Source organism: Paenibacillus sp. G34 (genome assembly GCF_056856875.1).
On sequence record NZ_CM166469.1, the window covers coordinates 6,297,642 to 6,322,763 of the forward strand.

20 protein-coding genes are annotated in these 25,122 nt (G+C 46.5%); 4 read left to right on the plus strand and 16 right to left on the minus strand.

Annotated features, from left to right (window positions below; genetic code table 11):
• Positions 1–98: 98 nt before the first annotated feature.
• Both AC1VYS_RS28355 and AC1VYS_RS28360 read left to right on the plus strand, forming a co-directional pair.
• On the plus strand, positions 99–2,438 hold the full coding sequence (locus AC1VYS_RS28355; RefSeq protein WP_482912420.1) for a helix-turn-helix domain-containing protein: 2,340 nt from the start codon (positions 99–101) through the stop codon (positions 2,436–2,438).
• 20 nt (positions 2,439–2,458) lie between these two features.
• The gene (locus AC1VYS_RS28360) at positions 2,459–4,114 is read left to right on the plus strand and encodes an extracellular solute-binding protein (protein WP_482912421.1); all 1,656 of its coding nucleotides are present in this window, start codon (positions 2,459–2,461) and stop codon (positions 4,112–4,114) included.
• Between the two features lie 586 nt (positions 4,115–4,700).
• Here AC1VYS_RS28360 and AC1VYS_RS28365 read toward each other — a convergent pair.
• Positions 4,701–4,934, minus strand: a complete 234-nt coding sequence (locus tag AC1VYS_RS28365; RefSeq protein ID WP_482912422.1) for a hypothetical protein — start codon at positions 4,932–4,934, stop codon at positions 4,701–4,703.
• Positions 4,935–5,318: 384 nt separating this feature from the next.
• Entirely contained in the window at positions 5,319–7,436 is a 2,118-nt protein-coding gene (locus AC1VYS_RS28370; protein WP_482912423.1) for a TerD family protein, read from the minus strand.
• A gap of 576 nt (positions 7,437–8,012) precedes the next feature.
• Here AC1VYS_RS28370 and AC1VYS_RS28375 point away from each other — a divergent pair.
• A complete protein-coding gene (locus tag AC1VYS_RS28375; protein ID WP_482912424.1) occupies positions 8,013–9,110 on the plus strand; it encodes a hypothetical protein in 1,098 nt (365 codons plus the stop codon).
• Between the two features lie 116 nt (positions 9,111–9,226).
• On the opposite strand, the gene AC1VYS_RS28380 is transcribed toward AC1VYS_RS28375, so the two are convergent.
• A complete protein-coding gene (locus AC1VYS_RS28380) occupies positions 9,227–10,372 on the minus strand; it encodes a response regulator (protein WP_482912425.1) in 1,146 nt (381 codons plus the stop codon).
• Positions 10,373–10,547: 175 nt separating this feature from the next.
• Here AC1VYS_RS28380 and AC1VYS_RS28385 point away from each other — a divergent pair, with 175 nt between their 5' ends.
• Complete coding sequence (locus tag AC1VYS_RS28385) at positions 10,548–13,685, plus strand: hybrid sensor histidine kinase/response regulator (protein WP_482912426.1); 3,138 nt, start codon at positions 10,548–10,550, stop codon at positions 13,683–13,685.
• A gap of 145 nt (positions 13,686–13,830) precedes the next feature.
• On the opposite strand, the gene AC1VYS_RS28390 is transcribed toward AC1VYS_RS28385, so the two are convergent.
• The 13 genes from AC1VYS_RS28390 to AC1VYS_RS28450 all read right to left on the minus strand — a co-directional run bounded on the left by AC1VYS_RS28390 (position 13,831) and on the right by AC1VYS_RS28450 (position 25,061).
• Positions 13,831–15,336: a malate:quinone oxidoreductase gene (locus AC1VYS_RS28390; protein WP_441925199.1), complete on the minus strand. Its 1,506-nt coding sequence runs from the start codon at positions 15,334–15,336 to the stop codon at positions 13,831–13,833.
• 405 nt (positions 15,337–15,741) lie between these two features.
• Positions 15,742–16,524 carry an ABC transporter ATP-binding protein gene (locus AC1VYS_RS28395; RefSeq protein ID WP_482912427.1) on the minus strand — a complete coding sequence of 261 codons (783 nt, stop codon included), beginning with the start codon at positions 16,522–16,524 and terminating at the stop codon, positions 15,742–15,744.
• Positions 16,521–17,321, minus strand: coding sequence for an ABC transporter ATP-binding protein (locus tag AC1VYS_RS28400; protein WP_482912428.1), 801 nt, complete (start codon positions 17,319–17,321; stop codon positions 16,521–16,523). The genes AC1VYS_RS28395 and AC1VYS_RS28400 overlap by 4 nt, the downstream gene beginning before the upstream one ends.
• Entirely contained in the window at positions 17,318–18,172 is an 855-nt protein-coding gene (nikC, locus tag AC1VYS_RS28405) for a nickel transporter permease (RefSeq protein ID WP_145414568.1), read from the minus strand. Before nikC ends, AC1VYS_RS28400 begins: the two co-directional genes overlap by 4 nt.
• Entirely contained in the window at positions 18,169–19,116 is a 948-nt protein-coding gene (gene nikB, locus AC1VYS_RS28410) for a nickel ABC transporter permease (RefSeq protein ID WP_482912429.1), read from the minus strand. The genes nikC and nikB overlap by 4 nt, the downstream gene beginning before the upstream one ends.
• On the minus strand, positions 19,116–20,675 hold the full coding sequence (gene nikA, locus AC1VYS_RS28415) for a nickel ABC transporter substrate-binding protein (RefSeq protein WP_482912430.1): 1,560 nt from the start codon (positions 20,673–20,675) through the stop codon (positions 19,116–19,118). Before nikA ends, nikB begins: the two co-directional genes overlap by 1 nt.
• A 190-nt stretch (positions 20,676–20,865) precedes the next feature.
• A complete protein-coding gene (locus AC1VYS_RS28420; protein WP_482912431.1) occupies positions 20,866–21,387 on the minus strand; it encodes an SUKH-4 family immunity protein in 522 nt (173 codons plus the stop codon).
• Between the two features lie 48 nt (positions 21,388–21,435).
• Positions 21,436–21,933 carry a hypothetical protein gene (locus AC1VYS_RS28425; protein ID WP_482912432.1) on the minus strand — a complete coding sequence of 166 codons (498 nt, stop codon included), beginning with the start codon at positions 21,931–21,933 and terminating at the stop codon, positions 21,436–21,438.
• A gap of 71 nt (positions 21,934–22,004) precedes the next feature.
• On the minus strand, positions 22,005–22,334 hold the full coding sequence (locus tag AC1VYS_RS28430; protein WP_482912433.1) for a hypothetical protein: 330 nt from the start codon (positions 22,332–22,334) through the stop codon (positions 22,005–22,007).
• A gap of 2 nt (positions 22,335–22,336) precedes the next feature.
• Complete coding sequence (locus AC1VYS_RS28435) at positions 22,337–22,795, minus strand: hypothetical protein (RefSeq protein ID WP_482912434.1); 459 nt, start codon at positions 22,793–22,795, stop codon at positions 22,337–22,339.
• A 386-nt stretch (positions 22,796–23,181) separates the two neighbouring features.
• Entirely contained in the window at positions 23,182–23,649 is a 468-nt protein-coding gene (locus AC1VYS_RS28440; RefSeq protein WP_482912435.1) for a hypothetical protein, read from the minus strand.
• 81 nt (positions 23,650–23,730) lie between these two features.
• Complete coding sequence (locus AC1VYS_RS28445; protein ID WP_482912436.1) at positions 23,731–24,405, minus strand: hypothetical protein; 675 nt, start codon at positions 24,403–24,405, stop codon at positions 23,731–23,733.
• Positions 24,406–24,647: 242 nt separating this feature from the next.
• The gene (locus AC1VYS_RS28450; RefSeq protein ID WP_482912437.1) at positions 24,648–25,061 is read right to left on the minus strand and encodes a hypothetical protein; all 414 of its coding nucleotides are present in this window, start codon (positions 25,059–25,061) and stop codon (positions 24,648–24,650) included.
• Positions 25,062–25,122 lie beyond the last annotated feature (61 nt).

Genomic DNA, 25,122 nt, shown 5'->3' on the forward strand with positions numbered 1-25,122 from the left:
CAATATCATAAATCCTCAACATTTTACATGAAGTTAATATAAATCGCGAACCTTGCAGAATGTGAGTAGTGTATAATTTGGGCCGGGAGGAATGTTTGATGAAAAAGTGGAGCTCTGCATGGGCGGGACTAGCCCTTTCTTATGGTTCAATCGTCATCGTTATTGTGCTGCTGATCTGCTCATTTTTCTATATCTATTTCTCACGCAGTTACAATGAAGAATTAAGAAATAAGAATCAGCTGATTCTTGAAAATACAGCACGTACTATCGAAGAAACCGTACTCAAACGAGTGCAGCAAATGTATGTTGATCTATCGCTTGATAAATCAGCCAACATTCGTCTCTTTGCGGATCAGGAGGATCGAAATGGACTGAATCAGGTGGTAGACCTGCAAGAACTACTTCAAGCCAAGGTTGCCGCCAATACCGATATCGTTCAAGGTATTCATCTCTATTATCCTGCACGTAATATCATGCTTTCCTCGCTCTATGGACTGCGCTATAACGCGGATCAGAGCGAAGGCTCCGTGTATTATGCAGACTGGCTTCAAGAGATGCGTGCCAGCAAACATAACAGTCTGTGGACGCCAGCGCGTCATATTCCAAAGGACATTTTCTCCAGTCAGACGAGCGGGAGTACCAATGGTTTGTTTACGTATGCACACAGCTATCCATTTCGCTCAACAGGGGAAACGAGCGATGTCATCATTGCTATTGATGTCAAAGAAGAAGCCGTGAATAACATCATTGAAAATATGATGCCTTCCCAGTATCAGCATACCGTGATTGTCAACGCTGCCGGACATGCAGTAAGTCGATTGCAGGAACAAATTTCAGGGCAGTCTGATATGTACACTACAAGTCTGAAGAAAGCTCTGGAGTTAGGACATGCCAAAGGTAGCTTCGACGAGAAGATTGGAGATGCACCTTATGTGGTTTCCTATCAAACGCTACCATCCACTCATTGGATGATCTATAGTGCAACACCATCCAGCTATTATTATGAACAGTCCATCATGATCCAGAAGCTTATTCTCGGAATCTGTCTGATCGCACTATTGGTCGGTCTGGTCTTATCAGCTGTGTTTGTCCGCGCTAATTATAGCCCAATCAAACGTCTGGTTGGTCGTATTAAGGATTTGTCCGGAACTGCACCAAACCAAGTTACTAATGAATTTCGCATGATCGACAATGCCTTTCTTCATCTCAAAGAACAAGTGAACAATCTCGAAGAGACCATGATCGCGAACAGCGCAGCTGTAAGACACAAAGCGGTGCTTAACCTACTGCAGGGTAACCCCGAGAAGAGGCCATGGAAAGAGGAACGCGCTGCTCTTGGTATCGCGAGGCCGTATGCTGAGTACTGCTGTATGCTGATGAATACCGGGTCTACGATTGCTGAAAATGACTCTTCCAAACAGCCTGAGGCCATTGCCAGACTGATGCATGGACTGGAATGCCTATCCTTGCAAGACAGTCGCCTTATTGCAGAAGAGTTGCCGGATAAGCGACTTGCTGTCATTCTCTGTACCGATGTGGCTTCCGAAGCATTATTGGACAAGTTCTCCCAGCTGCTGCTCGCAGAGACGCGTCAGCAGTTGCAACCAGACATCCAGCTGTCTACAGGCTGCTGGGTCAAGGATCTCCGTGATATTCATCAAAGCTTCAACGAAGCACAGGTATTGATGAAATATGCTTATTTTTTGCCAGAGCTGCACATTCTGAAAGACTATTCCCTGATTCAGCGCGAGCACAGTCTGGATGAAATTCCGCAGACCCTGCTTGCCAAGTTCAGAGACAAACTCCAGAGCAGGCAGCTTGATGAAGCTATAGGTACCATTGAGCAGGTGGTTGAACATATGCGGGAGGGGCAGCATCCTGCGGATTATTGCCATTTTATCCTGTCAAACATCGTGTTTATCTACTCGGATGTTGCCAAAAATGTGCGTTACAAGCACCCGTTGCAATTTGGACACCCCGATCTGTATCACGAATATACGAATCTGCATGATATATTGGCATACCGTAACTGGCTGACAGCCTCGATCACTACATTTATAGAAGAAACCGAGAATCGTAACAGTGACCGTGCTGTCTCAACCATCGAGCTAGCCAAGCAATATATTGAAGCCAATCTTTCGGACGACCTCTCGCTAGAGGCCGTTGGAGCCAAAGTATTCCTGAGTCCCAAGTATCTGAGCAAGCTCTTTAAGGAAGAAATGGGTGTCACCTACACGGACTATGTCACATCAAGGCGGATGGAACAAGCCAAAGTATTGATTGAAAACAACAACATGACCATAGACCGGGTTGCAAGCTCGGTTGGTTACGGCACAACTGCCTATTTCATTAAACGTTTCAAAGAAATGTACGGCTGTACACCAGGCAATTATGTACGCAATCTCTCTTCGGCAGCGATATCCGAGGCCAGGTCATAGGGACAAGGAGGATGGATCGGATGAAGATGAAGGAACAGATAGCAGGAGCGAAAGTTCCTTATCGCTATCGGATATTTCTGACTACGGCACTGCTGACGTTGATGGGCGCTATTGTTGGTGGCTGTAATCTGCTGAACGGCCCCAGTGCCATGGTCGAATCAGAGCCCGGCGGCACGTCCTCCACTCTTTCGGGCAAAGCCAAGTACCATATCTCGTGGACACTACATCAAAATCTACCCGTTCCGCAAGATGCCGAGATATTGAAACAGGTGGAAGAACAATTCGATGTCGATCTGGACATCTGGAATATGGAAAACAACAAATATGAGTCACTTCTCGATATGAAGTTAGCCCAAGGCAACATTCCCGACCTATTTCGTATCCGTCAGCCGCAAGATCTGTTGAAATACCAGCAGCAAGGGGTGCTAGCCGAGATCCCCTTAGAGACGCTGAAGCAATATGCACCGAATCTCATGCGTATCATCCATGAACAAGCCCCGGCCTATGAAAATGCAGGAGTTATCGACGGGAAGTATTACGGCATCCCTGTCATTAATCCAACGAACATCTATCGTACACCGGTGGTATATCGGCAGGATTGGCTGAACAAGCTGGGTTTGTCCGTTCCGCAGACACTGGCGGAATTCGAGAAGGTGATCTATGCATTTACCTTTGATGATCCCGACGGCAACGGTATTCAGGATACGTATGGTTTGTCCAGCGAAGGCATGAATGTGGTATTCGGTGCCTTCGGTCAGATTGTTTTTGCAGACCAGCTGTATTTCGGCACGAAGGACGGGAAGAAAGTTATTGGTACGTTGCAACCCGAGATGAAGCAGGCACTGACCTACCTGCGGAAATGGTACAAAGATGGTGTGATCGATCCCGAGTTTGTCACAGGCGAGAATAAAGGCGGGTACAAACATCTGTCCCATGCATTTATTAACGGTAAAATCGGGATGACCTCGATGGGCAACTACTACCACTGGATTCAGGATGGCGATTATGAGGATTGGCGTGTTGAACGTGGCGGTAAAGTCGTGAAGAGTCCAGTCCAAGCAGCATTTAATGTCAAAGAATTAACGGCCAAGTTCCCTGAAGCTGGGGTCACATTAGGCCAACCCTTCATGGGACCTCACGGACAACGTGGCTCCAAAGGCAATGACATGTTAATGAGCTTCACTGCCATCGGAGCGGATGCGGTTAAGGAGCCCGGCAAACTGGAGATGATCCTGCGTATTTTGGATGAAGTAAGTGCAAACCCTGATTCAGACAAGGCAGCAAGTATGACCTATGGTGTGCAAAATAAACATTGGACGTGGACACCAACGGAGCCCCGGAATGTCGTGATCATGCAGCCATATGACACCCTGTTTGGGTACCAGAATACGATTGGTGCCAATATCGGCATGACGGTTCCGTTGAAAGAGACGGGAGAACGGGAAGAATGGGCTTCAACGCTACACCTCGATCAGAACGGCATTTATAACGCGCTGGAGGTCGCCACACCTGCTTTGGCCAAATACGGCGATTCGTTGATCCGGTTAAAAAACAAAGCCTATATTGCCTTTATTACAGGCGAGCGACCGCTCACTGAATTTGATGAGTTTGTACAGGAGTTCATGTCCGCAGGCGGTGCAGAAGTGGTGAAAGAAGCGAATGCGTGGAAACAGTAGCGAGCGCAGATTGGATGGAGTTCCTCGCAGACGTACCGAGGGGGCATGTCAAGGGAAAGAGACGCAACATACAATTGCGAGAAATCCACCGTCTCGCTCCGCACTCTCGGGCTCTAACGATCACCAGTAACCTTATTTGACTGATTTTCGCACATTTATAAATCTAACGATCACCAGCGACCTTATTGTTGTCAAAATGCATCACAGACGACAGTTTTCCGCTGAAAAAAACCAAATAGGGTCATCTGTGATCGTTAGATTTTCAAACAGGCTTAAATGCTCCAAATAAAGTTATCTGTGATCGTTAGCCGCTGTCCAAAGCTTCGGGGACGGGAGCTCAGCTAACTTATGGAGCTATGTCAAGAAAGTGAACACTTAGGCTACGGTTTCGTCCGTAAACTGCATCTCTAGATCAGCTGAGGGAGAAGAAGCAATAGACTACACAACATCACCGTCAGAATTGCAAAACAAACTCCAGCCCACCTAACATGTTCTTTGGGTGCCTGAGGATTAATCACTTTACACATAAAGTAAATAAAGAAATAGCTAACCAACGCAAATAACACCAGAATGACAGGGGTAATTGTCATATTTCATGCATCTCCTTCTTGGCCTGCAAATAGATGGATATCAACAATTCCTTCGTTTTCATATCGAGCGCTTTGCGGGATTTGACAATCTTGAAGCCAGCGAGTGGCAACAAGCTCTGCAATGATTTTAATGTGAAGTCGATCAATTCAGTGGAAGATGACTGCTCGTCAAAGGCATACTGGTCAAGAATGACATCCACGCTTGTAGTTTGACTTGTATTATTATTCATGTAGATTAGATCACTCCTTTGAGCATTTCTTGGGAAAAGAAAGCAATAATCCCTCATAGTCACGCCAAGGTTACTATAAAATGGAACTCGTCGTCAAATGAAGTCAAGTTAGCAGTGGAACGTCAGCATATGAAACCCGAGTTAAAATATTAATCTCATTCGATATGATCCTGTGTATCTTCTGACTATATTCCTTTTCAACTTTTATCTTCTAAGCTAGACAAAAAGAAACAACCTTGCGGCTGCTCCTTCTTGTCATTACATGCTCTATGCTTTTGCTTCTTCACACGCTCATATACTTCCAATATAACACATCTTATTAAACCACCATTTCACTCCAAATCATGCCGTCCCTATCCTAATCAGCCCATGCCGATCCGCGGATCAAGCCAGATACTCAGCCATAATCTGCTCGATATCATACGGTGTCACACCTTCATCGACCGCATAGATCGTATCGGCCTGCTCCTTCGTATCCACCAATTCACCTCTCGCTGTGGCGTGCATCATGAACAAGTCATACAGGTGAGGTTTGCGTAATGAAGTCATCGCTTTCCCCATCAGCACGATGCCTCCCCGATTGCCTTCCACATTGTTGTAATAGTCCGGATACCTTGTCAGCGCCAGATCCGTCCAGATGATTGTACGATCGACCAGATCCAGAATGACGGGAATGGCGATCTGCGTATCAGCCGTAATATCAATCTTGTTCTCCACCGTGGATGGCTCATAAATTTCGCCCGAACCGGGTTTCTTGCGCATCATCCAACCTGCAAAACATTCCGGCAAGTTGCAGTACGGATGGCTGGTGAAGGAGTGAAGTGTGGTCACCACATACCTTCCGCCATAATTCACAATTGAAGGGATATGCAGATCAATAAACTCACTCGCCCCATAAGGTGCAGTCACAATATCCCCGCTGTGAACAGCCTTATATTTAACAGACTTCAGATTCGTATATGAGATATGTTCAACATAGTTCCAGTCCTTGTCATACATGATCGCAGAAAGGTCAATATCCACACGCCCTGTAGGTGTACCCTCAACCTCGCCTTCTTTCCACCAGCTGAAGAAACGAATTGTGTCGCCCTCCCCCATCGGGATACGGCTTCCTCTCACAATCGTTCGTAAGGCTTTGCTCGCGGAACGCTGTGAAAAAGGCACCAGATAATGCCGCAAATGCTCATCGACATACGTCTTTCCGAGCGAAGGAAATTCAGTGAATCGTGCAATCAGGGCCTGCTCGCATAATTGCACCACTTCCTGACAGACAGCTTCGTCAAGCTCCGGTAGCCCATTCGGGATACCAACCGCCTTGGCGACATTGCCTTTCGGAAAAAACACCCGCATTTTTGACGCTTCATTCCGCTTTGCGAAATGCTGCCTCACCTGCAATAACACCGGCGTAGACACCTGTGCAGTGACCTCTCCAAAAGCAAGCAGCACATATTCTTCATTGTCTGTAATGCGCAGCATATGATCCAGCTTCCGTGCAAATTCACCCGGACGCTGAGACAACAGGTCGATCAGGCTCCAGATGTTCCGATACTGGAATGCCAGTTCAACGCTACCGTTAAAGGTTGTAAACGACTTGTTATTTCGCAGGATATCGAAGGCTTCCTGGCACCGCGGATACCGTAGCTTGTATTCAGATGGATGCAAAATCTCCCCCAGCCGAATCCAGCGATCCTTGTAGCGCAGCATATCTTCCGTGATGGAGCCGCATTGCTCCAACAAGCTGAGGAGCAGGCGGCGCTCACGGCGTTTGAATTTACGAAAGGGCGTGGCGGTTGCCAGACTGACGTCCCCTTCCGACCAGGATACTGCCAGTCGGAGCACATCGCTTGCCGTTTTAAAATAGGACCCGATACGTTCCATGCTTGCCAGTTCATATTTCAATAGCACCGCAACGACGAAGCCTACATTCTCCTTAAACGGAATCTCCTCCGGCAACATGTTCTCAACATCACTCGGATCGGCATGTTTCAGGGCGTGTTTGATATCTTTTTTGTCGGTATCCGAGATGGAACCTTTCGCTTCGATTAACTGACGGATCAGCTTCTGGAATGCTTGCTTGCTCCCCAGATCAATGATTTTCAGCTTCGTTTGCTCCAGGGAAGGAGACCGCGCGCCAGCAGTCATAGCCGAAGGCTCAAAATCGCCGTGCGTAAGATGTGTCAGGTAATGAAGCACAGCATTTAAGTAAAGCTCCGCTTCGTCTGCTTCCATTACCTGCTCCGGGAATCCCGCATACATCGGTTTGTACTTCACATGGGCACCGACCATCACTTCTAGGTCTTTGACCAGTTGCCCCATCAACACTGTAAATTGTTCTTCGGACAGCGTCCGCAGTGCCTGCATCAGCTCAGTGGAAAAGGTGAACCCGAGAGATTCTATATTTTTGAGCGCAGTCGCCAGAACTTTTTTGGGCAATGGATGCTGCCGCTGTTCGCTCGGTTGAATCATCAGTTTGCCGGCTCTGCGCACATAGATACTGTTCATTTTTATATTGCTGTAATCTACATGATTATCGACATTTGCTTTCCAATTGTCAGTGTTACTATTACTATTATTGATATTGTCGTTATATTTATTGTTCATGATCAAAGAGTCCAGGAAAGCCATATCCCTATTAACATTTGGTGGTTAGCTTGAGAAGGAAGGAATATGATAGCCTGGACGCCTCCTCTCTGATTTGAAATCTTCAGGAGAGCGGCGACCCTAGTATCTCCAATGATGTAGAAGGAAGGACCGCCATAGCCTGAAGGCCAAAAGCTCGAAGTTCCGAAGTTCGTCACCCGAACCTTTGGTGAACTCATCATCTCAGATTTTGGTATCCATGAGCAGGGCGAAAGTATTACGACATGATTTTTGGGTGCTTTCTTATGAAATGTCCATGAGGAATGATCAGAGGATACATACCAGAGAGCATAGTGAAGATCGAGACAGAAGTGCAGGAAATCCAAATGTATTTTTGAAATGAGGGTACCTGAGAAAATGAAATTACAAACGTTATATAACGATTACATTCGTCTTAAATTCCATCTCCCCCCGGAACCCACACACGGGGATATAATCATGGTATTTGGTCAATATGAGGATGACAGTGCAGCGTTATTTTTCACTGATCAGCCGGAGGAAACCTTCTCAGACTGGATGGCTGAAATACGTCCGAAAGACCCCTACTATGGACCAAAGCCGGATTGGAAGCCCGTTTTAGCTGAAACGTTTGAGCAACTGGATGTGTATGATGAAATGATTCTCTACTATCTGCTGTTCACGATGAATAGCACACTGTCCATCAACATGCACAATACCTACAGTGCGATGAATGATGTGATGAAAAAATATAGCTTCCTTCAGCTGTCCCATCTGCACGGCATATCTCGGTTAGATGATGTACAAAAGCAGCAACTACGCGATTTTTTCTTCTTTTTTTATCTCTACGCGCATCCGGTCAATGAGGAAACATTATATGCCTGTTCATTTCACGAACAACGTTTAATCCATACAAAGACTGGCATCCCACTCGGGGAATACTTCGTTGCTTATCATGATCATTACATCACACATCGAGACCAATACACAGAACAACTAGTGATCTCAGCAGAAGAGATTCAAGTGTGCAAAACGTTAACCATGGAGCTGTTACATGTTATCGAGGGTCGTTCCAACAAGTTAATCTTACCTTCTGTAAAAAGTGTGGAGACAGCCATTCCACTTATCAACGACGTGGATGAGATGCTTAAGCTATATGTGGATGATTCTGCAGCATTTTTCCAAGTTATAAGAGACCTGCTCCATGGTACGACCAGGGATGTAACTATTGAAACAAGTGCTGGTGATAATAAGCATGGTGATACCACTGCCAATGTGGATTCACTTCGTGTTGGTGCGGGAAATGCTTCAAACGATTTCAGATCATACCATGACTATTGTTTTACCGTTCTACTTCAAAATTACGCTTCATATATCCTGTTCTTTGATTTTAACGAGATCCGAGTGTTCGTGAGTGCTTTCCGTGATACGCCAGAGGAATGCAGTTTCATCATCAACAAAATGTTCACAGACACCATCTTCCTTCAGAAGATGATGCGACAGCAGCAGATTGATCTGAACCAGTACCCGGAAGTGACCCGGTTCTTTAATGATGAGGATAAACAGTGGTATCTGTAGTACCCATACAATGAGTAACACAGGTTACTTATATAGAAAACAGCCTCATCCATGAGGCTGTCAGAAGGTATGACATATTCATTTTTCTTACTTTCACTATCCCGATAAGCAGACATTCACATGTTTTTGAGCTTCCATTCCCGATACCATGACTCCACTTCAAGACCAGGTCTCACACCCGCCTCTTGCTGTAATGCGGCTGCCAGCTGATTATATTGAGCCACCACCGGGTCTTTATTGCCTAAGTGGTCATACAGCTTCATCAGAGAAAGACTGACTTCCTCCATCATCGGATCAAACTGCTGCATCTGGTGATACAACATTAGGGCTTCATTGGGATGGCCCGATTCCATGTAGAACTGTGTCAGCTTCAACGCATGATTCTGCCAGAGTGCATGCAACCGCTGACGTTCCAACTCTGCCCATGCATAGTCATCCTCGCCGAAGTACTTGCCTTCATATTGATCCGAGACGTACCGATGCTCAGCAAGTGTAGACAAGGATAATGAAGGCAACCGGTTAAGACGGCTCTCCCACTCTTCCGCATCAAGCCTGAATTCACCCGTTTCCAATATATAGCCAAATTGTTGATAGCGTAACGAAATCTGATCTTCGCCCATGAATTCGTTCAGCATGCCACGTAAACGATGAATGCCACTGTGCAGATTCGTTATCCCTCTCCTCTCATCCAGTTCTGGCCATAACAGTTCAAGCAGGGTGTCCCGTTTGATCGGTTTATTGCGATGATGGAGCAAATATGCGAATAGCTCTCTGATTTTAGTCGTTCTGAATTTCAAATGTTTGGGTGGATCATATGGATGTAACTGTACCCGAAGAATTCCCAAGCAGCGGATTAACATTCCCTGCTCTGCTGGGTCTTCGATCACGTCCATTGGTGCCGGTACGGCTCTGCGCTGATACATTTTCATCGTTTTATCCAAACGATTCCGCGTTACGGGTTTCATAATGTAATCCAGCACTTCAAGCCCATAAGCCGTCAGTGCATGTTCGTTATATGCTGTTGTGAAAATAACTTCTGTTCTGGGGGAAACCTCATGAATTCGTTCAGTTGCTTCGATTCCATTCATCCCCGGCATTTCAATGTCCATGAAAACAAGGTCGGGCAGCTGGTGCTTAATTTGCTCAATCGCTTCTTCTGCCTTCAAAAAAGAACCAATGACCTCGCAATCTTCTCTCTCGACTAACAATTTATTCAACCTGCTCAGAGCGAGATTTTCATCATCTACCAAAATCACTCTCATATGCACGCTCCTCCGACTCGCTTGATCATCCTTTAATCTATAATTTTACCATAAACTTTGGGTTGCGAACGCTATCAATTTGGGAATATAGCCTACATTTCTGGATAAAAAAAGATCCGACTTAAACACTACGGTGCAGGAGTTAGACATATTGTGTCGAAAGTTAGAATCTGCCATGAAACTAATAACTAATGTGAAAATACCTAGATATGTCGTGTTGTCGCTTCTATTTTTGACTATTCTACTTGGGTTCCGCTGGGTGTGGTCTGTCTCTTTTGCTATACCCGAGCATCCAGAACCCGTTCGAGGCGTGTTGGATCTTCGAGGCTGGAACCTTGCCGATGCTTCACCAATCTCTCTTAATGGGGAATGGGGATTCACCCCCCATGCATTGATCTCTGGGAGAGAAGAAACAAATACAGATTCAGGGCCTACAGGTTCTGACACGCCAGCGACATGGATTCAAGTACCGGGTGACTGGCGTAATTCGTTACATCCAGAATCTACATCGTCGTTCGGATATGGAACATACCAGCTTCGCATATTGCTAGACCCATCCGTAAAGGAAGTCTCCCTCTGGGCTCAGAAAATTCAGACTTCATCCCTCATTGAGATTGACGGAACGGTTGTTGCCAAATTTGGTCAACCCGCCAGCAATGCCGAAAGCTATCAACCAGAAAGGACTGCATTTGTAACCACTTATGCACTGGACAAGACAAGTGAACTCACTCTACTTGTGCAGACGGCCAATTTCGACGACCCGTTCAGCGGAGGAATTACGCGTTCTATGTATTTGGGCTCTCCTGCGGCTATTGGAAGTGAACGGGGCCTTTCGATTGACTTGCAGAAAATTACGTTTGCCATACTGCTTCTGCACAGCCTGTATGCCTTTGTAATGTTTCTGTTTATCCGGAAACAGCGAGCGCTGCTCACGTTTTCTTTGTTAATACTGGCCACGGCCTTAACGGTTGTATCTGACCATGACGGGCTGTTATTAAACTGGCTGCCACTGAACTTCACTTGGATGGTTAAAGCCAAGGCTATTTCATATGCTTCATTTGCGCTTTTCCTTCTTATGCTGGCCAGAAGCTTTGCGAATCCGAACCATGGGCGAAGGTTCTTTCTGGCTTATGCAAGTGTGGTGAGTGGATACCTTGCATACTTGCTCGTTGTACCCGTGAAGCTTGTATACCAAGCACTTCATACTCAGATTCCTGATTTCCTGTATTTGTTTGCCATTGGCTGGTCTGTGTTCCTGTTCTTCAAAATGGCCGCAGCCAAACAAAGTGACGCAAGCTTTTTGCTCTTTGCGGCAATGAGCAGTTTTTCCAGTGTCCTATGGGGCATCGTGAATTCACACAACGAAATCACCAATGTATATTATCCGATTGATGTCATTGCAGCCATATTTGGCTTTGCGGCCTACTGGTTCAGGAAATATTTCCGCAATGCCACTGAAATTGAAAAACTGTATGAACAGCTCAAAGTGGAGGATCAACAGAAAGACCAGTTCCTGGTGAACACAGCACATGAATTACGGACTCCCTTGCATGGAATTATTAACATTGCCGAAAGTATTGCGGTGCGCGAACAGCGTGAACAGCGCCAATCCGGGGGAAAACATACGGAAGACATGAAGCTGTTAGTGAGCATCGGAAGACAGATGTCACAATTGATTGATGATCTTCTGGATGTCATTCGTCTGAGGGAAAAACGCATCATATTGCAGAAAAAACCACTATCCCTCGCCTCAGTCATATCCGGTGTCATCGGTATGTTCCGATTCATGGCTGAAGGCAAGCGAGTCCAGATCATCGTGGATACTCCTGAAGGATTACCGCTTGTTCAGGCGGATGAGAGACGACTTGTTCAGATCCTGTACAATTTGCTTCATAACGCACTCAAGTTCACAGACGAGGGTACCATTACAGTATCGGTTAGAGCAGATAATAACAGCGTCATCATGCAAGTTTCGGATACAGGTACCGGAATCAGCGATGAGTTACAAGCCCGTATATTTGACGCGTATGAACAGGGCACAGCCCAAGCGCGTTTGAGTGGAGGGATCGGACTCGGTTTAAGCATCAGCAAACAGCTTACAGAGCTTCATGGTGGTGAACTCACTGTGCAGTCCGTGCTTGGACAAGGATCTACTTTTCAAGTTTCGTTGCCACGAAAAGATACACCTGCCTTAACCGATCAGACGGAGCAACCGCGATGGGGTGCACCACATGAGGAAATTGCAGTGAGTGCTAGTGAAAATCAGTATCCTGTGGAACCCGTCATACCTGGGAAGACGACTGCCCGTATCCTCGCTGTTGATGATGATCCCGTAAACTTACGTGTGCTCATCTCAATGCTATCGAATGAACCGTATGATATACAACCGGTCACTTCGGCGTTAGATGCACTTGAATTACTGAATACGCAGTCATGGGATTTATTGATTGCGGATGTCATGATGCCTCATATGTCCGGTTATGAACTGACAGAAAATGTACGTAAGCGTTACTCCGTATCCGAGCTTCCCATCCTGTTGTTAACCGCTCGAAACGAGCCGGCTGATGTCTATGCCGGGTTCATGGCGGGTGCTACCGATTATGTAACCAAGCCTGTCGATGCCGTGGAGTTGAGACACCGCATTGGTTCATTGATTGTGTTGAAGCAGTCAATAGATGAGAGATTACGGATGGAAGCCGCTTATTTGCAGGCACAGATTCAGCCTCACTTCCTGTTCAACACACTTAATTCCATTATGATGCTCAGTGAGATCGATACAGATCGAATGCAGCGTCTGGGGGATGCTTTTATCGAATATTTGCAGACCAGCTTCCACTTTGTAAATTCGGAGAAAATGGTGGAGATCACCCACGAGATTGACCTTTCGAAGGCCTATCTCTACATTGAGAAGGAACGATTCGCGGAACGATTAAACGTAGTCTGGGACATTCCAGAAGACATCGATGTGATATTGCCACCGCTCACGATCCAGCCGCTCATCGAAAATGCCGTTCGCCATGGTGTCCTCAGCCAAGTGGACGGCGGAACGGTATGGGTTCGCATCGTTGCCCAAGACACTGGCACGCTGATCGAGATTGAAGATAACGGCTCAGGGATGCAGCCGGAGCAGATTGAACGAGCGCTCGCATGGCCTAAACCGAATCCGTTAAAGCCTGGAGGCATTGGTTTAACCAATACCCATCGGCGCTTGAATCAGCTGTATGGGCAAGGTTTGACGATCGTCAGCTCTCCTGGGCAAGGGACGAAAGTTTCCTTTTTTATACCTGACCAGATGGATATGGATTCGTTATAAGTTACTTTTGAGGGGGAAAACTAAACCACAAAAAGCTGAGCCTGGACTTGATCCGGACTCAGCTTTTTTTACTATTAACATTTTTACTTTATTGCCTTTTTACTTGCTTCATCTTCTGGTTTAAATGAGCTGAAGCCATTTACCCTTACACATGTAATGCTTGCTTCTCGTCCGATAGCCCCAGCGATTTCGCCGTAGACAGATTCACTTCACGCAATAGATCGAGATTGTCTGCAAGCGAGATGCCATAAGACGGGATCATTTCTTTGATCTTTGGCTCCCATTCCTTCATATTCTGCGGGAAACAACGTTCCAGTATCTCCAGCATGACTTGAACCGCTGTTGAAGCACCCGGGGATGCGCCTAGCAGTGCCGCAATGGAGCCATCCGCCGCAGTCACAACTTCGGTTCCGAATTGCAGCGTACCCTTGCCACCCTGAACCGTGTCTTTGATCACCTGCACACGCTGACCTGCCAGCACCATATCCCAATCCTCACTCCTCGCGCTCGGTACGAAATCACGCAGTTCCTTCATACGCTGTTCCTTCGTTAACATGAGCTGTTGGATGAGATATTTGGTGAGCGAGAGTTCCTTCACGCCAGCCGCAAGCATAGTTAACAAATTATGCAGTTTCACCGATGCAATGAGGTCCGCATTCGATCCAGTCTTCAAAAATTTCGGTGAGAAACCGGCGAAGGGTCCGAACAGCAGGGACTTCTTGTTATCGATGTATCTTGTATCCAAATGCGGTACAGACATAGGCGGAGCCCCTACGGAGGCCTTACCATACACCTTGGCATGATGCTGTTCCACAACTTGTGGATTTTGACATACCATGAAGATCCCACTTACAGGGAAACCTCCGATATGTTTTCCTTCCGGAATGCCGGACTTCTGGAGCAGATGCAGACTTCCGCCGCCCGCACCAATGAAGACGAATTTCGCCCGATGGCGCTCAACGGCTCCGCTTGTCAGATTTTTCACGGTCAATTCCCATGATTTATCACTCTTGCGTTTAATATTCTTCACGCTATGTTTATAGTGGACTTCCACCTTTTGTTCCTGTAGATGTTTCAGTAGCATACGCGTTAAAGCACCAAAGTTAACGTCCGTGCCAGAGTCAATCTTGGTCGCTGCAACAGGCTCGCTGCTTGTACGGTCTTTCATCATGAGCGGCATCCACTTCGCCAGCTCTTCCCGGTTGTCCGAGAAATCCATGCCTGCAAACAGCGGGTGGTTCGACAACGTGTCATATCGTCTTTTCAGAAACTGCACATTGCTCTCCCCGTGCACGTAACTGAGGTGAGGAATCGGCATAATGAAGTCCCTCGGATTCCGAATCAGACGACTGTTCACCAGATAGGACCAAAATTGCTTGGAAACCTGGAATTGCTCATTCACCTTAATGGCTTTGCTAATATCTACGGTTTTGTCTGGTCGTTCAACAGTATAGTTAAGTTCGCACAGCGCAGCATGCCCGGTTCCGGCATTGTTCCACTCATTCGAGCTTTCTTCTCCTGCGGTGGCAAGCTTCTCAAAAACCTTAATATTCCAGTCTGGTGCCAATTCTTTAAGCAAAGTTCCCAAAGTTGCACTCATAATTCCGGCACCGATCAAGATTACATCTGTACTCGTTTGTCCCTGGCTCATGTTTACCGTCCTTATACCCTATATTTGCCAAAAGGATGTAAGCGTTATCGATTTGGCATTGGCTGCAAGCCCACTCTTCGAGGGTTCACGCCTTGTCTGAATGAATATAACCTTGAACTAGTGTATCAATAATATGGAGCAATTTAAATATGCAATTTCAAGATATTAGCTATTTCCTCAGTATACGCTAGTTTGTCACGGTTCGTTAGCCCGGTTATAGGCCTGAAAGATTTATTTGTTCAAAGCAAAGAAGGAATTTTTCATTCGCCTGGTAAAAGGCCCTCTTTTAAAGCCTATGATTCTCTGTGAAAAAGGGTGCATAAAGAGCCGCATGCATCACAACCTTCGCATAACGGCTCTTATAATAGAAAGAAGTCAGTTCACATGCTCATACACGCTGCGCCCTCAGAATATCGAAATCAGTTCCTTCGTATACGGGTGGCGTTCCTCGGCGAACAACGCATCTGCGGCAAACCGGTCTACGATCTGGCCGGATTGCATCACGATCATTCGCTGGCTCATTCGGTGCACCGCCGCCAGATCATGTGAGATGAACACGTAGGACAGGCCAAGCGATGTCCGTAAATCCGTCAGCAGTTGCAGGATGGCTCCCTGTGAAATGACATCGAGACTGGCGGTTGGCTCATCCAGTACGATCACATCCGGCTCAATGCTGATGGCTCGGGCAATGGTCACGCGTTGCCGCTGACCGCCACTCAGCTCATGCGGGTAGCGGTTCGCCAGTTCGCTCGGAAGCTCTACGGCCTCCAGTAGCTGACGGATGTAGGCTTCTTTCGATGTATAGGTGAAATGTGTGAGTTCGGCATCCCGGCCTAGTTGCTCATAGGGATCGATCAAGGATGCTCCAATGGTAAGTTTCGGATTTAGTGCAGCCGAAGGATTCTGGAAAACAATCTGAATCTTGCGACGGTGCGGGCGCAAACGGCGTCCATCCAGCCGGGCAATATCCTGCCCGCCAAGCTGGATCGAACCATGATCCGCGTCCTCAATGCGCAGCAGACAGCGGGCCAGTGTGCTTTTGCCACAGCCGCTCTCTCCGACAAGACCCAGGCATTCGCCGCGATTCAGGGTGAACGAGATATCGTTGATCGCAGGATGTTCCGCACCAGCATAGGTGCGGGTGAGCTGTTCCACGTGTAACACGACTTGGCTGGCTTGGCTTCTCACTCCGCACCCACCTCCTTCAAACCAGACTTCAATTCATGACTCAACACAGGCGCTGCTTCAATCAATTGGCGTGTATATTCATGCTGGGGATGATCCAGAATCCGGTGTTTGCCGCCTGATTCCACAATCTTCCCTTCTTTCATGACAGACAAGCGGTTCGCATATCGGCGCACATGCCGCCAATCATGCGTAATGAACAGAATTGCACAGCCCGTCTCGGCTTGCTTGCGTGCGAGTAGTTCCATTACGCGATGCGCGGACATGCTATCCAGCGCTGTCGTTGCTTCATCGGCAATAAGCAGACGTGGGGAGAGCATGAGCGATGTAGCAATCGATGCTCGCTGTAGTTGACCCCCGCTCAGCTGAAACGGATAGCGGCGAAGAAGCTCCGGGTGGAGTCCGACAGACTCCAGCGCTTCTGCGGCACGCTTTTTACGGATAACAGAAGACGTCTCGCCATGCACCTTCTGGTATTCATCAAAGTGTCCGCCAATGCTGCGAAAAGGGGTGAAGGCTCCCTGATAGTCTTGAAAGATATACGAGATATCGCGTCCGCGCAGTGCACGCATCTCCTTTGGCTTCCGTTCGAGCAGATTACTGCCTTCGAACATGACACGGCCAGATGCGCGCAGGTTGGGAGGCAGAAGCTGTCCAATGGCCTGCGAGAGCAGGCTTTTTCCACTGCCGCTCTGTCCCACGAGCGCCATGAATTCCCCTTCGCGGATGGCAAGGGACACCTGGTCCACAATCGTCCGCTCTTGGCTGAAGATGCTCAGTTCCTCGATAGAGAGGATCATGACTGCACCTCCTTTTTCACATCGAACCGGTCTCGCAAGTAGTCGCCCAGCATATTCGCCAGTAGTACAACCGATACAATAGCGAGTCCCGGAAAGACCATTAGTTCAGGTCTGGACTGGAAATAAGGACGCGAGTCATTCAGCATCGCTCCCCATTCAGGTGTCGGTGGCTGTGCGCCTAGTCCAATGTAGGATAAGGATGAGATCAGCAGGATGATTTTGCCGAGATCGAGACTCGCCAGTACCAGCACATGACCTGCAATATGCGGTAGCAGATGTTTGGTCATGATTCGTGCATCGGACAGACCGTTCGTTCGGGCTACACGGATGTAATCCTTTTGCGACTCGGATAGGACAGTGCTTCGAACCAGACGCGCGTAACTCACCCATTTCACGATAACAATCGCCAGCACCAGATTGCCGATGCCTGCACCAAGCAGACCGCTCAGTACAATCGCCACGATGGTGTCCGGAAAAGCCAGAAAAGCATCTGCAATACGCATGAACAGCTTGTCGATCCAGCCGCGTTTGTACCCTGCGATCAGACCAAACGGAATGCCGATAAGCAGTGCCGCACCCAGTGCAAGCAGGCTGTAACCGAGCGTCTGACCGCCGCCGAGAAGCAGACGTGTCAGTACATCACGGCCCAAGTGGTCGGTGCCCAGCGGATGAAGCGCACTCATCCCTTGCAACCTGCTGCGCAGGTCGGTGAGGGTATGATCATGTTTTAGATATAGAAAGGCGTAAAGGGAAGCCGCGATAACGAGCAGTGCAAACAGCATGCCGATGATGGCCTGCCAGCTGTGCTTTTTTGTTTTGGTTGACGGCATGCGCAGGGGCATCGTTTTCATCGGTGGGCCTCCCTTTCCTTCAATTTCATCTCTGGATTTAAATAACGGTAAGACAGATCTACCGCCGTATTCACCAGGAACACGACAACCGCCATAATCAGGATGTATCCCTGAATCAATGGATAATCGCGCTGGCGAATGGCATCCACAACCAGCTTGCCGATCCCCGGATAAGCAAACAGCACTTCAATCACCACAACGCCGCCAATTAGACTGCCCAGACTAACGCCAAATACGGTGATCACCGGAGGCAGACTGTATCTGAACGCATGCAGGAAGAAGATACGCCCCTCCGAAAGCCCTCTGGCCCGGGCAGATCGCACAAACTCCTGGCTCAGAGAGTCCAGCAAGCTGGAACGTAAAAGACGTACATAAACGCTGGAGATAGCAAGTCCCAGCGTCAGTGATGGCAGAATAAGTGAAGTAAATCCGTCCCGTCCCATCGTCGGCAAACTGCCGAATCGCACGCCGAACAGGTCAATCAGGATGAGTCCCAGCCAGAAACTCGGAACCGCTGCGCCCAGAATCGACAGAATGCGGCTACCCTGGTCAATCCAGCTGCCCCGATATAGTGCGGACAGGGAACCCAGCGGGATAGCCACGAATAGCATGACCAGCAGTGACCCGATTGTCAGCTCGGCTGTTGCCGGAAGTGCGCGCATCAGTGTCTGCATGACCGGCTGACCTGTTGAATAGGACACACCGAAGTCCATCCGTACAAAATCAAGCAGCCAGCGACCAAATTGCACGGGAAGCGAGTCATTAAAGCCCATCTCCTCACGCAGTGCTTCGACTTGTTCTTTACTCACCGATAATTCCTCAACATTCAGGATGGTCAACACCGGATCGCCGGGAGCAAGCCGGATGAACAGGAAGCTTACAAACATAATGAAGAGCAGGAATACAAATACCTCCAGAAACTTGCGAAGCAAAATACGAAACATTACATCACGTCCAGCTTGTTTGTGATCATGTAATATTCACTGCGCGTGGTGACCCAGTTTTTCACCTTTTTGCCGTTGTAGGCCACAATCGTTGCAGGATGCAGCACAAAGGAGTTCAGCACGTTATCATGTACATAATTGGCTGCTTTCTCTGCCAGCTCCGCGCGTTTCTGGGGTTCCACCGCAAGGTTCAGTTCGTCGATGATCTTGGTCAGTGCCGGGTCTTCCGATCCGCTGAAGTTCAGCGCACCCTTCGGATGGTATGTCGCATTCAAATAATAACCCGCATCCCCGCGTGGAGCGGTCAGATTACTGTATGTAGCGATGTCCCAATCCCGGTTGGAAGCCATGTATTCTTCCGGTGCATCAATCTGACGAATCTGCACATCAATTCCGATCTTTTTTGCATCCGATTGGAACACTTGTGCAATCAGAGGCAGATCAGCGCGTGACGAATAGGTGAGTAAAGTCAGCTTCAATGGTTTGCCGTCTTTGGTCATTACGCCGTTTTGCTGGGTGTAGCCAGCTTCGCCAAGATATTTTACGGCCACATCTGAACCGGTCTCCGTTGTTGCATGTGTATATTTAGGTGCAAAAGGCAGCGATGGCAGGAATGGGCCAATGGCAGGCTCGCCGTATCCAAGCAGAATTGTATCGACAATGCCTTTACGGTCAATTAGCGCATCCAGTGCTCGGCGGACATTCACATCCTTTATGCTCTCCCGCTGCATATTCATCGTTAACTGGTGCACGCGGAACGTGGATGTGGACTCAACTTTCAACCCGTCGATGGCTTTGAGGGATTCCAGACTTTCCACTTCCGGACGGTAGACAACGTCTACTTGACCGGACTTCAGTGCAAGTGAACGGGCGTTAGCATCTTCATTAAACGAAAATGTTACGGAATCCAGCGGAGAAGCCCCGTCCCAATATGCATTGTAGCGGCTCAGCTCCAGCTTGCTACCTGCCGTGAAGGAAGTCAGCTTGAACGGGCCTGTTCCGACAGGCTTGTTCACAGTATCCGGCTCACTAACATCAATAATCGCCGTGTTCGGGTTAACCAGTTCGGATGCAAACTCCGGGAACGGCTCGGTCGTTGTGATCTCCAGTTTGTTTCCCTCGGCTTTGATCGTATCCACCTTCAATGTATTCTGGATAGCTACATTCTCTTTCAGTGATCGCTCTAGGGATGCCTTAACCGCTTCCCCTGTCATCGGTTTGCCGTTCTGGAAGGTCACATTGTCGCGCAACGTAATCGTCCAATGCTGACCATCTTTACTCTCCCAGCTCTCCGCAAGCCACGGTGCAACCGTCAGATTGTCCTCATCCAGACGCAGCAGCGTTTCCGTAATGCCCGCACGCAGCGGCACATAACTGGAATCCACATGTGGATCAAGTGAACTGGTGGAGAAGTTATATAGGAAGTGAACGTTTTTATTCCCTTGGGTATTGGTATCGCCTTGCGCCGCCGGGCTAGATGTGGATGCTCCGCAAGCGGTAAGTAATACTGTCGCACTCAGGGCCAAGGAGATTAGCGTCAGCAAAGGCTTCTTTTTCATAAACAAGGTCATGCCCCTCTCTCATTCTGTTTCGTATGGTTGTTAATCGTAATCATTATCATCTAAACAATGAGTATTATCTTATCGTAATGATTACGTTTTGACAAGATGTTTTTGGTTGGTTGTACGCAAAAAAATCCGACTCTCAAACGAGAGCGGATTGGGTATGTTTTTTGTTTCATATACTGTGCTACAAGCCTGTTTCGTAGTCTTCAAGTAGATGTGACCAGTAACCTTCGGCATTTTGCATCGCTATAGGATCAATCTGTTCAAAGTACCTGCGCAGTTTGCTGGCATAATGAGCTTGGGTATATATGCCTTCGTTTCTGATCTTAGTAGACAGCTCACTGCGAATTAGATGGAATAAGAAGAAGGTTTCTATATTTTTATTTAACGCATATACTGCGGACTTATCTAGAGACGAGTTCATATAGAATATGTCACTCTCTGGCTTGAGATAGAGGCCGTAAGCAGCTCGCATACCATAACTCGTAAAGTGGCCGATCTGAATGTATTGCTTGCCTGTGACATCCTTGTCGTTGAACTGATCCAGTTTATAAAAGAAAAAATCATCATAGTGCTCAGGTACACCAATCTGGGTTAGAAACTGAGCATTCTCTTCGCTTATGCCTCTGAGTGATAGTTTGGCATAATCATATCCCAGCACATCTGTGTCATAGTGTTCTTTTATCTCCCGAATGTTGAAATTCATCGATCTTATCTCTCCCTGTAGCCGAGTCCAGAACATATCGTAAGATATTTATTGCTGTGCCCATCCTCTCAACCCCTCATCACTAATATCTATTGGAGCCTGCTTAGACATATATTCTGCATTTGCCAAAGGGAAGACATATCCACCTGTTCTAATCTCACCATGCCGCATGCTAGTTCTTCCGCCTCGTTCAATCAGAAGTATGAGGGGTTCATACAGATCATGAAACTTTATAGCCTCTTCATTACCAGACTCGACTAAGCTCAGCCATTCCAGATACGCTACACAAGTTCCTTTAATAAAACTGTTCGTTAACTCGCCTAATCGAGGACATTGATCCATTACATCTAAAGTGGAATGATGTCCAAGTGCGCGAGTAGCATTGAAGAATGGGTAGGATGTTTCTAAATCATATGTAGTAATCAGTAATGCTGCTCTGCGGATATATTCCTGCACCAATGCCATATTTGAGGGATCGTCTACTTGTGTAGAAACACTCCAGTCTATACGTTTTATTCTCTCTATCCCTGTCACGAGCTGATTCATGAATACCTCCATCTCTTATTCCTTATCTGACTATCCGCTCCCTGTTAATGTCCCACCAAATCTCCAGGCTCTTAGAATATGTACAAAATAATTTCCTCACTGTCAAAAGCATTAGGTAAAATCCGCTGTAAATGCTCTACTCTGCCTGTCATATACTCCAGATTGGCGCCGTCCAATCGCTGGATAGCCCACTCTCTCAAACGTTCCAATTCATCCAGGGCATCCTCAAGCTGATGAAAGGCAATCTCGGAGCCATCCTGTATAATCAAGATGCCCAGTTCATGAATAGCTCTCTCCCAGTGCTCATCATAAAAATCCTGAGATGAGATATTCTCACTAAACGTTAGTTCCGATTCTCGGTCATTTAGTTCTCCGCTGTATCTATACAGCCCCACCGACATCATTATCCCTCCAGTCCGTTACAATCTATAAGATCCAAGGAATTATCGCTAATATCTTGAACGGGGATCACCAGAGTTCTCCAATACATTAGTGGATATGCTGCATTATCTACTTCCAGTTCACCCTTTCGTATAGTAAACGTCCCACCTCGTTCGAAGAATTTCAACATTGGCTCATGCAAATCAGCATTTTGAATCGCACCATCTACTCCTTGATCGATTAATTCGCACAATTCCAGATAGCTATAACAAATAGCCTTCATATAGACATTATGAAGTGTATCCAACGGGGGACAAGCACGGTACACATCAGCATCTATCTCTCTTCCAATCATCTTGGCAAAGCTAAATAGGGGATAACCATCTGGGAATAGGCTCAGCTTGTCTAGGAATACATTCACACGTCTTAGATACTCACTGATTAATATGTGATGTGAGTTTTGGGGAGAAAAGCTATTCATTTGAAACGAAATCACAGACAAACGCTCGATCCCTTTAGCTAATGTAGGCCCCTGTTACCCCTCTCCTCTTAGAATGTCTTAAGATGGCTCTATACGAATATAATCAGGCACTGTTCTTTTATATTCAGCCCCATCTTCAAACGAGATCATGCTTACATGTTCAGGTGCCCTAGTTCTAGAAATATGGATTCCATGTATACATGAATCATACCATATATCCAGGAAGCCAATCCTGACTCGTAAATCTCCAACATATTGAAAATGGATAGCAGCATGTCCGCAGTTAGGGCATTCTTTCTTCGAATTCTCATCGTCGACATCGAACAATCTCAACCAATCATAAAATGATGATTCAGACATGAGTTCACCTCTCCTCAAGATCCTTCTCAAAGCAATCCCGCCATGTCCTTCTCAATAAAGTTGCCTTCCAGCACATCAAAAGGCCAGTCATAAATGTCAGGATTCTCTCGGCAATGTGAGTTCATAATGAGCTGACCGTTAGACCTCAAAAAAATCACTCCAGATGAACTATCTGTCAGTGCTACATCTTTATCCAGTTGTGCAATTAGTTTATTCACCGCTTGAAAGATAACCCGCAGTGCTTCTTCTGGCGAATGTGAGAAAATTATAATAGGGATACCATAGTTAATATTTAGACCTAACTCTTCCCTTGTAAAACTCACTAATTCATCATCATCCTGTACAATAAAAGAAAAGGTAGCATTCATTAAAGTGTAGTAATCATCTTTGCATTTCATGCGAGTCTCTGGCGAAAATGACTGTATAGCACTCATTAATAATGTCGCTAGGTGTTTCGTATCTTGTTTATTGAAAACATACAATGCTAGTTCCATAAGAAGACCCATCCCGAATCATTATTCTTTCAAGTTGTTTACGCTGAGCGGTAAAGTTCTGCCTAAGAGTAATGCTTCTTACTATTGTGCATCAAATTGTTTACTGTCCGTATCGAAGCTGTACTCTGTAGTTAAAGTTTCGCCTTGACCTTCTGTATTTCTTGTACTTACAACCAGTTTTTCGCTCTTGTTTACAGGGGTATTATCTTTTTCGTAATTCATTGTATCGCGTACGGTTTCCCCATTTTTAAACGTAATTGCAAAAGCTTCTCCGCTATTTTTATCAATGCCAAATGCATAGGAGTTATAGCCTCTCGATGCTGTGTATTCGGGAGTAAGCAAGAAAACGTCCATTGATTCAAAACCTATTTTTTCGAAGGATATAGGTTCTTCGGAAGGTTGAACAAAAACAAGACTCTGTAATTCCCTTATTTCTTTTTTCTCGTCATTATGGTTGTAAACGACGGAATAATTACCTTGATAAAAGAAGTCACCCTCTTGACCTAAAACACTTGGTGTAGTGAAGTGACCGATCATTTCTTTTCCTTCTGAAACTACTTGTAACTCACTATTATCTTCACCCATCTGCGCTCGAATGGTAGGGTTATCTTGATTGGAATCAATTTGTACTACTTTAGCATAAGGTGAATCTGAAGCTAAATTTTCAACTTTCTCTTTTTTGTTTGTCTCTACGGATGTACTTCCTGTTTTATTTGCTGTCTTTTCTGAATTTTCAGTACTGCAGCCAGATATCATAATACTTACGGCAACAATTGAACTTAGTAATATTGCATACTTTTTGAAAATCTGAACCGCTCCCCTTCTAAAGGTTAGTGAATTTTAGAAATTAGATTCAAATTGTTTATCAAATTATTCATTCCGTTCTTAGAAGAGAGTAAAAGCTCAGCATTCATCTTCTAACTTAGGCACAAAAAGTGAGCTTATGATCTGCACTCCAACAAGCACTCTCTCCTCTGAATTTACTCCATACCGCTGTACTAGACTGTTAATTCTCTGAGGAAATCCTCCAGTACCCTTCGTTTCGCAATGCCTGCTTCAGACAATGCAGCAGACACACGCTCTAGTAACAGAGGCTCATGCATTAATCTTTGTTTATGCTCAGGGGATGTATAGCTCCGTAGTGTATCTATACATATTACAAATAACTCTCTATCCTCAATAGTCATTAGAGACAGCAACAATTCAAATTCATGCATCTCTCGAGTACTGTCCAAGCAGTATGCAAGCTTTTTCTGCCAGTTGAGGGGTTTGCTCCATGCTTCTCTAGATAAAATATGCCAATCATCTGGATTAAAACCTTCAAGAATTTCTGTGGCTATAACACAGCCGTCATCGTACCAGGAATCAACTGTTGTCTCGGCGGATAAAAGATGATCAAGTTGTTTGTACATACTTCTGATTTCCCCATCCAATTATGATGTCATTCACTTTTAGCTCTTGGTAAAACGTCTA